A 12,651-nucleotide genomic window follows, 5' to 3' on the forward strand; every position below is an offset into this window, starting at 1 on the left:
GGCAACGAAATGGGGCGCGTATCATACATGAAAAAATCCGCCGGTCCGTCGCCAACTGACCGGCGTATTACGCGTTACAGACTACAAAGCTTTTATTGCGCGGCGATTTACTCGCTGCGCATCAACGGATACAGCTCTTTGAGCAATTTGCGCCGGCTGACGACCAGCTGCCAGCGGTGACCGCCGAGCTGACGCCACAGGCGTGCCGAACGAATGCCGGCGAGCAGCAGAGCACGGATCTTCGAGGCGTTGCTCGGCTGCTGCAGATTGCGCATGTCGCCATGCACCTGAATGCGCTGGCGCAGCGTGCTCAGTGTGTCCTGATACAGCGCACCGCAGGCCGCGATCACATTTTCGTGGGCCGGGCCGAAATGCTCGACCTGCGACTGGATCTGCGGCAAGCGCTTGCCGATCACGTCGAGCATGTCGTTGCGCTTGGCCAGTTGTCGCTCAAGGCCAAGCATCGACAGGGCGTAGCGCAGCGGTTCGCGTTGCAAGGTGCTTGGGTCGCGCTCGAGGGCGCCGATCAGCGCGCGGTAACCCTCGCGCAGGTTGATATCGTCGCCGCCGTAAACATCCAGGGTATCTTTCGGGTCGCGAACCAGCAGGCTGCCGAGCATGCAGCTCAGGCCAGCCTCGTTGGTCTGGCCGGTCTTGGCGATCCGGTCGACCAGCACGGCGGCGAGAAACACGCCGCCCAGAGCGGTCAATTGCTCCTGAGTCGGGCTCATGCCTGGCCGCTCCACGGCTCGGCGACTTCGATCACGCCGCCACCGAGGCAGACTTCACCGTCATAGAACACCACCGACTGGCCCGGCGTGACCGCGCGCTGCGGCTCGTCGAACACGGCGCGATAGCCGGTTTCGGTTTTCTCAAGGGTGCAGGCCTGATCGCTCTGGCGATAACGAACCTTGGCAGTCAGGCGCAGCGGCTGGCTTAGATCGATCGGGTTGACCCAATAGATTTCCGAAGCGAGCAGGGCGCTGGAGAACAGCCACGGATGGTTGTTGCCCTGACCGACGATCAGCTCGTTGGTGTCCAGATCCTTGCGCAGCACGTACCACGGCTCGTCGCCGGCGTCTTTCAGGCCGCCGATGCCCAGGCCCTGACGCTGGCCGATGGTGTGGTACATCAAGCCGTGGTGACGGCCGATGACTTCGCCTTCGGTGGTCTTGATCTCGCCCGGTTGTGCCGGCAGGTATTGCTTGAGGAAATCGCTGAAGCGACGCTCGCCGATGAAGCAGATCCCGGTGGAATCCTTCTTCTTGGCGGTCGCCAGCTCGTATTTCTCGGCAATCGCGCGGACTTCCGGTTTTTCCAGCTCGCCGACCGGGAACAGGGTCTTGGCGATCTGTTCGCCGCCGACGGCGTGCAGGAAGTAGCTCTGATCCTTGTTCGGATCCAGGCCCTTGAGCAGCTCGGTGCGGCCATCGATATCGCGGCGGCGCACGTAGTGGCCGGTGGCGATCAGGTCAGCGCCGAGCATCATGGCGTAGTCGAGGAACGCCTTGAACTTGATCTCGCGGTTGCACAGGATATCCGGGTTCGGCGTGCGGCCGGCCTTGTATTCGGCCAGGAAGTGCTCGAACACGTTGTCCCAGTACTCGGCGGCGAAGTTGGCGGTGTGCAGCTTGATACCGATCTTGTCGCACACGGCCTGGGCATCCGCCAGGTCGTCCATGGCGGTGCAGTATTCCGTTCCGTCGTCTTCTTCCCAGTTCTTCATGAACAGGCCTTCCACTTCATAGCCCTGCTCGATCAGCAGGAGAGCGGAAACGGAAGAGTCCACGCCGCCGGACATGCCGACAATGACGCGCTTCTTGGATGTGTCAGAAGGGGCTGGATCACGCATAGGGATTCAATGAGTGTCTTGAAAAAGGACGCGATTCTATCAGGCTCACGGCCTCAAGGCTAAAGGGAAGGGCGGATCAGTTCGAGGCCGAAGCGATTGCCGGCCAGATAATCATCGATGCAACGGATGATCAGCTCGCTGCGCCAGTTGTCTCGCTGGGCCAATAATTCGTCGCGGGTCAGCCACTTGGCGCCGACGATGCCGTCGTCCAGCTGATAATCCGGGTGGTGTTTCACGGCTTTGGCGCTGAAGCACACGCGCTGGTAAGTCACGCCGTTGCTCGGGGCGGTGTACAGATAAATGCCAATCACGGCGGTGGGTTCGACGTCCCAGCCGGTTTCTTCGAGGGTTTCGCGCACGGCGGCTTCGATCAGGGTTTCGTCCGGATCCAGATGGCCGGCCGGCTGATTGAGCACGTTGCGCCCGGCCTTGTGTTCCTCGACCATCAGGAAACGACCGTTGTCCTCGACGATGGTGGCGACGGTGATGTGGGGGAGCCATTGCATTGATTGAATCTCCTGGGCGAAAGGCAGAAACACAAACCCCGGCGCAAGGCCGGGGTTTGTGATGTTCCCTTTACAACCTTATACCAGCGCAGCGATGGCCGCGTTGAGGGTTGCGCTTGGGCGCATGGCCTTGCTGATCAGCTCGGCATTGGCGTGGTAGTAACCGCCGATGTCTACTGGCTTGCCTTGAACGGCGTTGAGCTCGGCGACGATGGTCGCTTCGTTCTCGGTCAGGGTCTTGGCCAGAGTTGCGAACTGCGCTTGCAGTGCAGCGTCTTCGGTCTGGGCGGCCAGGGCTTGTGCCCAGTACATTGCCAGGTAGAAGTGGCTGCCGCGGTTGTCGATGTTGCCGACTTTACGCGATGGCGACTTGTTGTTGTCGAGGAACTGGCCAGTGGCCTGGTCCAGGGTCTTGGACAGAACCAGCGCTTTCGGGTTGTTGTAGTTCACACCCAGGTGCTCGAGAGACGCGGCCAGGGCCAGGAATTCACCCAGCGAATCCCAGCGCAGGAAGTTCTCTTCGACCAGTTGCTGCACGTGCTTCGGAGCCGAACCGCCGGCGCCGGTTTCGAACAGGCCACCGCCGTTCATCAGCGGCACGATCGACAGCATCTTGGCGCTGGTGCCCAGTTCCATGATCGGGAACAGGTCGGTCAGGTAGTCACGCAGTACGTTGCCAGTCACCGAAATGGTGTCCTTGCCTTCGCGGGTGCGCTGCAGGGTGTATTTCATGGCATCGACCGGCGCCATGATCTGGATGTCCAGACCGGCGGTGTCGTGATCCTTCAGGTAAGCCTGAACCTTCTCGATCACCACGCCGTCGTGGGCGCGCATCGGGTCCAGCCAGAAAATGGCTGGCGTTGCGCTTGCACGAGCACGGTTGACGGCCAGTTTGACCCAGTCCTGGATCGGCGCGTCTTTGGTCTGGCACATGCGGAAGATGTCGCCGGCTTCAACAGCCTGTTCCATCAGCAGGATGCCTTTGCTGTCGGTTACGCGAACCACGCCGTCGGCCTTGATCTGGAAGGTCTTGTCGTGGGAACCGTACTCTTCAGCCTTTTTAGCCATCAGGCCAACGTTTGGCACGCTGCCCATGGTGGTCGGATCGAAAGCGCCGTTGGCTTTGCAATCTTCGATCACGGCCTGGTAGATGGTGGCGTAGCAGCGATCCGGGATCACAGCCTTGGTGTCGTGCAGCTGGCCGTCGGTGCCCCACATCTTGCCGGAGTCACGGATCATGGCCGGCATCGAGGCGTCGACGATGACGTCGCTCGGCACGTGCAGGTTGGTGATGCCTTTGTCGGAGTTGACCATCGCCAGCGAAGGACGAACGGCGTAGACCGCCTGCACGTCGGCTTCGATCTGGGCTTGTTGTTCGGCCGGCAGGGATTTGATGCGGGCGTACAGGTCGCCGATGCCGTTGTTCAGGTTGAAGCCGATCTCGGCCAGCACGTCGGCGTGCTTGGTCAGGGCGTCTTTGTAGAACTCGGCAACGATCTGGCCGAACATGATCGGGTCGGAGACCTTCATCATGGTGGCTTTCAGGTGAACCGACAGCAGCACGCCTTGTTGCTTGGCGCTGTCGATTTCAGCGGCGATGAACGCGCGCAGAGCCTTTTTGCTCATCACGGAGCAGTCGAGGATCTCGCCCGCCTGAACGGTGGTTTTTTCTTTCAGGACGGTGGTGGTGCCGTCTTGGGCGACCAGCTCGATTTTCACGGTGTCAGCGGCGTCGATCAGGGCCGCTTTTTCGCTGCCGTAGAAATCGCCGGTGCTCATGTGAGCGACGTGGGACTTGGAGTCCTTGGCCCAGGCGCCCATTTTGTGCGGGTGCTTGCGAGCGTAGTTCTTGACCGACAGCGGAGCGCGACGGTCGGAGTTGCCTTCACGCAGAACCGGGTTCACGGCGCTGCCCTTGACCTTGTCGTAGCGCGCCTTGGCGTCTTTGTCGGCGTCGCTGGTCACGGTTTCCGGGTAGTCCGGCAGGTTGTAGCCCTGGGCCTGCAGTTCTTTGATCGCGGCTTGCAGTTGCGGAACCGAGGCGCTGATGTTCGGCAGCTTGATGATGTTGGCTTCAGGCGTAACGGCCAGGTCGCCCAGTTCGGCGAGGTGGTCGGCTACGGCTTTGTCGCCCAGTTGCTCGGGGAAGCTGGCCAGAATACGTGCTGCAAGAGAGATATCGCGGGTTTCCACGGCGATATCGGCCGAGGCGGTGTAAGCCTCGATGATCGGCAGCAGGGAATAGGTGGCGAGGGCTGGAGCTTCGTCGGTGAAGGTATAGATGATCTTCGAGCGGGTGGGCATATTCGGATTAACTCTCTCTTCTTTGCTAAAGCGTGCGCAGAAACTCGAGGGGCGCCGGGTAAGCGCGTTCGTTCAAAGTCATCCATGAACCGAATGTCGAGAATCTTCGCGGTGATGTTGGGTGCATCAGTAGAGCGTCAAGCAGTCGGACTGCGGTAACAACCCGACCAATCAGGCGGAAAGTCTCGTGCTAGAGAGGCCAGCCGTCGTGACCCTTTGGTCAGCGGGCGGCATTATACATAGGTAGCTGGCAATCTGCCGATGGTTCATATGCAACGATTCTCGTCCATTGGTCTAAAGGTCGCAGGCCGGGGTGGGGCGTAGAGTCGCCGTGAATGCTTGAGATTGGCGCTTTTCCCTTTGCTTTCAGGCTTGTACGAACCGAGATGTGGTCGCGCCCGGAACAGAGGGTTTGCGTGTTGATTTAACTGGGTTACGCTCGAACCAAGCCAGATGTTCAATCCAAACAATGGAGTTCAGCATGGGTTACAAGAAGATTCAGGTTCCAGCCGTCGGCGACAAAATCACCGTCAACGCAGACCATTCTCTCAATGTCCCTGATAACCCGATCATTCCCTTCATCGAAGGTGACGGCATTGGCGTCGACGTCAGCCCTGTGATGATCAAAGTGGTTGATGCTGCCGTAGAGAAAGCCTACGGGGGCAAGCGCAAGATTTCCTGGATGGAGGTTTATGCTGGCGAAAAAGCAACTCAAGTCTATGACCAGGACACCTGGCTGCCCCAGGAAACCCTGGACGCGGTCAAGGATTACGTGGTTTCCATCAAGGGCCCGCTGACCACCCCGGTCGGTGGCGGCATCCGCTCCCTCAACGTTGCCCTGCGCCAACAGCTCGATCTCTATGTCTGCCTGCGCCCTGTGGTGTGGTTCGAAGGCGTGCCAAGCCCGGTGAAAAAGCCTGGCGACGTCGACATGGTGATCTTCCGCGAGAACTCCGAAGACATTTATGCCGGTATCGAATGGAAAGCCGGCTCCCCTGAGGCCACCAAGGTCATCAAGTTCCTGAAAGAAGAAATGGGCGTCACCAAGATCCGTTTCGACCAGGATTGCGGCATCGGCATCAAGCCGGTTTCGAAAGAAGGCACCAAGCGTCTGGTGCGCAAGGCCCTGCAATACGTGGTGGACAACGACCGCAAGTCGCTGACCATCGTGCACAAGGGCAACATCATGAAATTCACCGAAGGTGCCTTCAAGGACTGGGGCTACGAGGTGGCGAAGGAAGAATTCGGCGCCGAGCTGCTCGATGGCGGCCCATGGATGAAATTCAAGAACCCGAAAACCGGCCGCGAAGTCGTCGTCAAGGACGCCATCGCCGACGCCATGCTCCAGCAGATCCTGCTGCGTCCGGCCGAATACGATGTGATCGCCACCCTCAACCTCAACGGTGACTACCTGTCCGACGCGCTGGCGGCGGAAGTGGGTGGTATCGGTATCGCGCCGGGTGCCAACCTGTCCGACACCGTGGCCATGTTCGAGGCGACCCACGGTACCGCGCCGAAATATGCCGGCAAGGACCAGGTCAACCCGGGTTCGGTGATTCTGTCGGCGGAGATGATGCTGCGCCACCTGGGCTGGACCGAGGCGGCCGACCTGATCATCAAGGGCACCAATGGCGCCATCAAGGCCAAGACCGTGACCTACGACTTCGAACGTCTGATGGAAGGCGCCACGCTGGTGTCTTCTTCGGGCTTCGGTGAAGCGCTGATCAAGCACATGTAAGAACGGCAGCTGCAACGAAACCGCCCGGCTCGAGTGATCGAGCCGGGCGGTTTGTTTTCTGGCAGGTGTTCGGGTTGCTTCAGCTGGTCACTGATTGGTGATGAGCGGCTGCCGAGGCGGCATCTTTTGCGGCTTCGACATTCTTGATTTCTGTAGCGTGAAGGCCTTTGGGGCCTTGTACGATCACGAATTCGACGATTTGCCCGGCTTTGAGGGTTTTGTACCCGTCCATCTTGATGGCGGAAAAATGGGCAAAGAAATCGATATCCTTGCCGTCCTCGTCCTTCCCCTCGCGGGATTCGGTATTGATGAAGCCGAACCCCTTGGCATTGTTGAACCATTTCACCTTGCCGACAGCCATGCTCAAATCCCTCTGCAACAGTCTCCATCGCTGGAGTATCATCCAATTCATCCGCAGTCGAATCCGTTAAAAAGATTGACTCCGCGGATCTTTTTTCCCCACTGTGGGTTCTATTGGTTGTAACACCGTTTTCCCGATAGTCAAGGTGACCGGGCAGTCGGAGTTGAAAACGTGTCAAGCCGCCCCCACCACTGTATTTGCACAACTGACGAACCTTTCTTTCCATGCATGCAATCAGCCAGATTCGACTAACATTCAATCAGGATCGCCCGCTTCTCCAAAAGGATCTTCCACAGGAGCACGACGACGATTCGGCAGGCGTTGCTGTTCAGGAAGCAAAGCCTGCGTTACAGGCGCCGCCGATGTACAAGGTGGTTTTGTTTAATGATGACTACACACCGATGGATTTCGTCGTCGAAGTGCTCGAGGTGTTTTTTAACCTGAATCGCGAGCTGGCGACCAAGGTCATGCTGGCCGTCCACACAGAAGGGCGGGCAGTATGTGGAGTGTTTACCCGCGACATCGCCGAGACAAAGGCCATGCAGGTCAACCAGTACGCCAGGGAAAGCCAGCATCCGCTACTCTGTGAAATCGAGAAGGACGGTTAATCGCCGACCACTTGGGTATGAGGTGAAGCTATGTTAAACCGCGAGCTCGAAGTCACCCTCAATCTTGCCTTCAAGGAGGCACGTTCGAAACGTCATGAATTCATGACCGTCGAACACCTGCTGCTGGCCCTATTGGACAATGAGGCTGCCGCCACCGTATTGCGTGCCTGCGGCGCAAACCTCGACAAACTCAAGCACGACCTGCAGGAGTTCATCGACTCCACCACGCCACTGATCCCCGTCCATGACGAGGATCGCGAAACCCAGCCAACCCTGGGCTTCCAGCGTGTGCTGCAACGTGCTGTCTTTCATGTGCAGAGCTCGGGCAAACGCGAAGTGACCGGCGCCAACGTGCTGGTTGCAATCTTCAGTGAGCAAGAGAGTCAGGCGGTGTTCCTGCTGAAACAGCAGAGCGTTGCACGCATTGATGTCGTCAACTATATCGCCCACGGCATTTCCAAAGTGCCGGGGCATGGCGATCACTCTGAAGGTGAACAAGATATGCAGGACGACGAGGGCGGTGAGTCTTCTTCTTCAGGCAATCCGCTGGACGCTTACGCCAGCAACCTCAACGAACTCGCACGCCAGGGCCGGATCGATCCGCTGGTCGGGCGTGAAACGGAAGTCGAGCGTGTCGCGCAGATTCTCGCGCGCCGTCGCAAGAACAATCCGCTGCTGGTAGGCGAGGCTGGCGTGGGTAAAACCGCGATCGCCGAAGGCCTGGCCAAACGTATTGTCGACAACCAGGTGCCGGACCTGCTGGCCAACAGCGTCGTTTATTCCCTCGATCTGGGCGCTCTGCTCGCGGGCACCAAGTATCGCGGTGACTTCGAGAAGCGCTTCAAGGCGCTGCTCAACGAACTGAAAAAACGTCCGCAGGCGATCCTGTTCATCGACGAAATCCACACCATCATCGGTGCGGGTGCTGCGTCCGGTGGCGTCATGGATGCCTCGAACCTGCTCAAACCGCTGCTGTCGTCTGGCGACATTCGCTGCATCGGCTCGACCACGTTCCAGGAATTCCGTGGCATCTTCGAAAAAGACCGTGCCCTGGCGCGTCGCTTCCAGAAGGTCGATGTCGTCGAGCCGTCGGTGGAAGACACCATCGGTATCCTGCGCGGCCTGAAAGGGCGTTTCGAACAGCACCACAACATCGAATACAGCGATGAGTCGCTGCGCGCCGCTGCGGAACTGGCTTCGCGCTACATCAATGACCGGCACATGCCGGACAAGGCCATCGACGTGATCGACGAGGCGGGCGCCTACCAGCGTCTGCAACCGGTCGAGAAGCGTGTGAAACGCATCGAAGTGCCTGAGGTCGAGGACATCGTTGCGAAAATCGCGCGGATTCCGCCGAAGCACGTCACCAGCTCCGACAAGGAACTGCTGCGTAACCTCGAGCGTGACCTGAAGCTGACGGTGTTCGGTCAGGACGCGGCGATCGATTCGCTGTCGACTGCGATCAAGCTGTCCCGTGCCGGGCTCAAGTCGCCTGACAAGCCTGTCGGTTCGTTCCTGTTCGCAGGACCGACCGGTGTTGGTAAAACCGAAGCCGCGCGTCAATTGGCCAAGGCGTTGGGGATCGAACTGGTGCGCTTCGACATGTCCGAGTACATGGAGCGTCACACCGTATCTCGTCTGATCGGTGCGCCTCCGGGGTATGTCGGTTTCGACCAGGGCGGTCTGTTGACCGAAGCGATCACCAAGCAGCCGCATTGCGTATTGCTGCTCGATGAAATCGAGAAGGCGCATCCGGAAGTCTTCAACCTGCTGCTGCAGGTGATGGACCACGGTACGCTGACCGACAACAACGGGCGCAAGGCGGATTTCCGCAATGTGATCGTGATCATGACCACCAACGCCGGTGCTGAGACGGCGGCACGTGCTTCGATCGGTTTCACCCATCAGGACCACTCGTCTGATGCGATGGAAGTGATCAAGAAGAGCTTTACGCCGGAATTCCGCAACCGTCTGGATACCATCATTCAGTTTGGTCGCCTCAGTCATGAGGTCATCAAAAGTGTGGTGGACAAGTTCCTCACCGAACTTCAGGCGCAGCTGGAAGACAAGCGTGTGCTTCTGGAAGTTACCGATGCGGCGCGCAGCTGGCTGGCGGCCGGTGGTTACGATTCGGCCATGGGCGCTCGTCCGATGGCGCGTCTGATCCAGGACAAGATCAAGCGTCCGCTGGCGGAGGAGATTCTGTTTGGCGAGCTGGCCGAGCATGGTGGTGTGGTTCACATCGACATCAAGGATGGTGAGTTGACGTTTGACTTCGAGACCACTGCAGAAATGGCCTGACGGCTGGTAAGTGAAAAGGCGCCTTCGGGCGCCTTTTTATTGTCTGCGGTTTTTATTTTGTGGGCATATCCGTTGCTTCGGGAGCTGCCGCTGGCGGTTTCGCCCTTACGGCGAGTCACCTTTTCCAAACGCCGAAAAGGTAACCCAAAAGGCTTCAACCCTGACGTACGGCCCTCGCTGTGGCTCGGGTTCCTTCGCTCCGGTATTGATCCGGGGGCATCGCCTACGGTTTGCTTCGCTGCACCTCCTCTCGATGCATGCGGCTGCGCCGCACGGTCGCTGCGCTCCCACCCCCGGATAAATCCCTCCACTCAGCCTTCCGATGGGGCTGGCACGTCAAAAGCGGTACTCGAGCTAACGCTCATCGTTTTGAGTGGAGAGGAGCGGGGCGTGTTCGGCTTTGGTTTTGTGGTGGGTTTACCCCTCACCCCAGCCCTCTCCCTGAGGAGAGGGAGCCGATTTGTGGGCTTTTCAAAACTTGAGTTCGACTCGGTATTGCACGTCGGCGTAGCTCTGCCATACACCTCGATCAGTTCCCTCTCCCTACGGGCGGTCCGACGTTTCGGGAGGGCTAGGGTGAGGGGCTCTTGATCTGGCTCTTGATCTGCTTTTGATCTTTAGTCCCTTCGGCAGGCCGAGCGGAGGTGTCCATCAGGGGGTAGGCGCGCAGCGCCGTGCGGCGAAGCCGCATACATCGAGAGGAGGTGCAGCGAAGCAAACCGTAGGCGATGCCCCCTGATGGACACCGTAGCGAGGGAACACTGAGCCTAAGCGAAGTGCCGTACGCCGGGGCGTAGACTTTTTGGTTACTTTTGAGGCGTTTGTCAAAAGTGACTCGCTGTAAGAGCGAAACCGCCAGGGGCAGCTCCCGAAGCAACGGATATACACCCAAAACTCAAGCACAAACCCAAAACCCAGACAAACAAAAACGCCCGGCAAATGCCGGGCGTCTTGTATTGACTTGATTAGCGAGCGCGGTAAGTAATACGCCCTTTGCTCAAGTCATAGGGCGTCAGCTCGACGCGCACTTTGTCACCGGTAAGAATACGAATGTAGTTCTTGCGCATCTTGCCGGAAATATGCGCGGTTACGACGTGCCCATTTTCCAACTCCACACGAAACATGGTGTTGGGCAGGGTGTCGACGACAGTGCCTTCCATTTCGAAGCTGTCTTCTTTCGACATGCAGTAAAGCCCTCGGTATCCAATGAATGGCCCGGTGCAACTGCGCCAGGCAAAAGCGGCGTGCATTGTGCCCGAAAAATGGGGTTTACGCCAAGGGGTTTAGGGTTTGCGTTTAGTTCAGGACGACCCAGCGCTGATTGATCAGCAGTTCGATAGGCCGATATTGGGTCTTGTAGTTCATCTTTTTGCAGTTTTTGATCCAGTAACCCAGGTACACCGCCTCAAGCCCCAGCCGCTGGGCTTCGGCGATTTGCCAGAGGATTGCGTAACGGCCCAGGCTGCGGCGTTCCTCCGTCGGCTCGTAAAAGGTGTAGACCGCCGACAGGCCGTTGGGCAGCAGATCGGTGACGGCGACGGCCAGTAACCGTCCGTCGAGCCGGAATTCGTAAAAGCGTGAGAAGGGCAGGTCGCGTACCAGAAAAGTCGAGAATTGATCACGGCTCGGCGGGTACATGTCGCCATCCGCGTGGCGCTGTTCGATGTAGCGCTGATAGAGGTCGAAGTACTCTTCGCTGAACGTCGGCTTGACCGGGCGCACCTGCAAATCGATGTTGCGCTTGAAGATGCGTTTCTGCTGACGGTTGGGGTTGAACTGAGCGACAGGAATGCGCGCAGGCACGCAGGCATTGCAGTTCTGGCAATGCGGGCGGTACAGATGGTCGCCGCTGCGACGAAAGCCCATTTCTGACAGGTCTGCGTAGACATGCACATCCATGGGCTGGCTCGGGTCGAGAAACAGGGTCGTCGCCTGTTCCTCGGGCAGATAACTGCAAGAGTGAGGCTGAGTGGCATAAAACTTCAACCGCGCCAACTCGGTCATGATCAACCCTCAAGGGTAAGCTGGTGAATTAAGTGTAAGCCACGCGCGCAAAAGTCGCTCAGCAAACCCAGGTCGCATGATTGGGTTGATCGAGGTGTCGGGCCAGATAGTCGGCGAATGCAGAACGGGAAATTGCCCGGGCGCCAAGGCTTTGCAGATGATCGGTAGGCATCTGGCAGTCAATCAATACGAAACCCGCCTGTTTCAGATGTTGCACCAGCGTCGCAAAACCGTACTTGGACGCGTTGTCCGCGCGGCTGAACATCGACTCGCCGAAGAACAGCTGCCCCATCGCCAGGCCGTACAGGCCGCCGACCAGTTCGCCCTCATCCCAGACTTCCACCGAGTGAGCAAAACCGCGCCGATGCAATTCGATATAGGCGTCCTGCATCGCCTCGGTGATCCAGGTGCCGTCGGCGTATTCCCTGGGAGCGGCGCAGGCGTGGATCACGGCGTCGAAATCCTGATCGAAGGTCACTTGATAACGCTGTTGGCGCATCAATTTGCCGAGGCTGCGCGAGACGTGCAGTTCGTCGGGAAAAAGCACGGTACGCGGATCCGGCGACCACCAGAGAATCGGCTGGCCTTCGGAAAACCATGGAAAGCAGCCGTGACGATAAGCCTGGATCAAACGATCGGCGGACAGGTCGCCACCGGCCGCCAGCAATCCGTTGGGATCGCGCATGGCCTTTTCCAGTGGCGGGAAAGTCAGTGAATTGCGTTGTAACCAAGTCAGCATGGCGTCCAGGCTTGCAGAAGGGGAGGGCGGTGGGCGCTGGGCCCGAGGTAAAGTGTGCCGGGAAATGACGCGAATGTCCTCCACTGAGGTGCTGTGTTTTGACCTCTGCAACTTGAGCATCCGAATGCGGTCGTAATCGGGCGTTGCACCGGTGCGGGCAAGGTTGCCGATGCCAATGTGTTGCACTCAGGGGAAATGAGGCGCGAATGCTTCGCTACGTTCATCAAATACACCTCAT

Annotated in this window: 11 protein-coding genes; 3 read left to right on the forward strand and 8 right to left on the reverse strand. The window is 58.7% G+C overall.

Annotation, left to right across the window (positions count from 1 at the left end; translation table 11 throughout):
• Positions 1-107 precede the first annotated feature (107 nt).
• From hflD to CAF74_RS08135, 4 genes are all read right to left on the reverse strand, one after another.
• Positions 108-731 carry a high frequency lysogenization protein HflD gene (gene hflD / locus CAF74_RS08120; protein WP_039767411.1) on the reverse strand — a complete coding sequence of 208 codons (624 nt, stop codon included), beginning with the start codon at positions 729-731 and terminating at the stop codon, positions 108-110.
• Entirely contained in the window at positions 728-1,852 is a 1,125-nt protein-coding gene (mnmA, locus tag CAF74_RS08125; RefSeq protein ID WP_085745984.1) for a tRNA 2-thiouridine(34) synthase MnmA, read from the reverse strand. The genes hflD and mnmA overlap by 4 nt, the downstream gene beginning before the upstream one ends.
• A 59-nt stretch (positions 1,853-1,911) precedes the next feature.
• Positions 1,912-2,358 (reverse strand): NUDIX hydrolase, encoded by a 447-nt coding sequence (locus tag CAF74_RS08130; RefSeq protein WP_085745985.1) that lies wholly within the window; start codon positions 2,356-2,358, stop codon positions 1,912-1,914.
• 78 nt (positions 2,359-2,436) lie between these two features.
• A complete protein-coding gene (locus CAF74_RS08135) occupies positions 2,437-4,662 on the reverse strand; it encodes an NADP-dependent isocitrate dehydrogenase (RefSeq protein WP_085745986.1) in 2,226 nt (741 codons plus the stop codon).
• A 481-nt stretch (positions 4,663-5,143) separates the two neighbouring features.
• Here CAF74_RS08135 and icd point away from each other — a divergent pair, with 481 nt between their 5' ends.
• Positions 5,144-6,400, forward strand: coding sequence for an NADP-dependent isocitrate dehydrogenase (gene icd / locus CAF74_RS08145; RefSeq protein ID WP_007951441.1), 1,257 nt, complete (start codon positions 5,144-5,146; stop codon positions 6,398-6,400).
• A 79-nt stretch (positions 6,401-6,479) separates the two neighbouring features.
• Here icd and CAF74_RS08150 read toward each other — a convergent pair whose 3' ends face one another.
• Positions 6,480-6,761, reverse strand: coding sequence for a cold shock domain-containing protein (locus CAF74_RS08150; protein ID WP_085745987.1), 282 nt, complete (start codon positions 6,759-6,761; stop codon positions 6,480-6,482).
• Between the two features lie 224 nt (positions 6,762-6,985).
• Between CAF74_RS08150 and clpS the strand changes: the two genes are divergently transcribed.
• Positions 6,986-7,369 (forward strand): ATP-dependent Clp protease adapter ClpS, encoded by a 384-nt coding sequence (gene clpS, locus CAF74_RS08155; RefSeq protein ID WP_011334948.1) that lies wholly within the window; start codon positions 6,986-6,988, stop codon positions 7,367-7,369.
• A gap of 30 nt (positions 7,370-7,399) precedes the next feature.
• Positions 7,400-9,670 carry an ATP-dependent Clp protease ATP-binding subunit ClpA gene (gene clpA, locus CAF74_RS08160; RefSeq protein ID WP_007951436.1) on the forward strand — a complete coding sequence of 757 codons (2,271 nt, stop codon included), beginning with the start codon at positions 7,400-7,402 and terminating at the stop codon, positions 9,668-9,670.
• Positions 9,671-10,635: 965 nt separating this feature from the next.
• On the opposite strand, the gene infA is transcribed toward clpA, so the two are convergent.
• The 3 genes from infA to aat all read right to left on the reverse strand — a co-directional run bounded on the left by infA (position 10,636) and on the right by aat (position 12,413).
• Positions 10,636-10,854, reverse strand: a complete 219-nt coding sequence (gene infA / locus CAF74_RS08165) for a translation initiation factor IF-1 (protein WP_002553999.1) — start codon at positions 10,852-10,854, stop codon at positions 10,636-10,638.
• A gap of 112 nt (positions 10,855-10,966) precedes the next feature.
• Positions 10,967-11,674, reverse strand: coding sequence for an arginyltransferase (locus tag CAF74_RS08170; protein WP_085745988.1), 708 nt, complete (start codon positions 11,672-11,674; stop codon positions 10,967-10,969).
• 58 nt (positions 11,675-11,732) lie between these two features.
• Positions 11,733-12,413 carry a leucyl/phenylalanyl-tRNA--protein transferase gene (gene aat / locus CAF74_RS08175; protein WP_085745989.1) on the reverse strand — a complete coding sequence of 227 codons (681 nt, stop codon included), beginning with the start codon at positions 12,411-12,413 and terminating at the stop codon, positions 11,733-11,735.
• Positions 12,414-12,651: the final 238 nt, after the last annotated feature.

Origin of the sequence: Pseudomonas sp. R45(2017) (assembly GCF_002112305.1) — a bacterium.
In the GTDB taxonomy this organism is placed as follows: Bacteria; Pseudomonadota; Gammaproteobacteria; order Pseudomonadales; family Pseudomonadaceae; genus Aquipseudomonas; species Aquipseudomonas paraglycinae.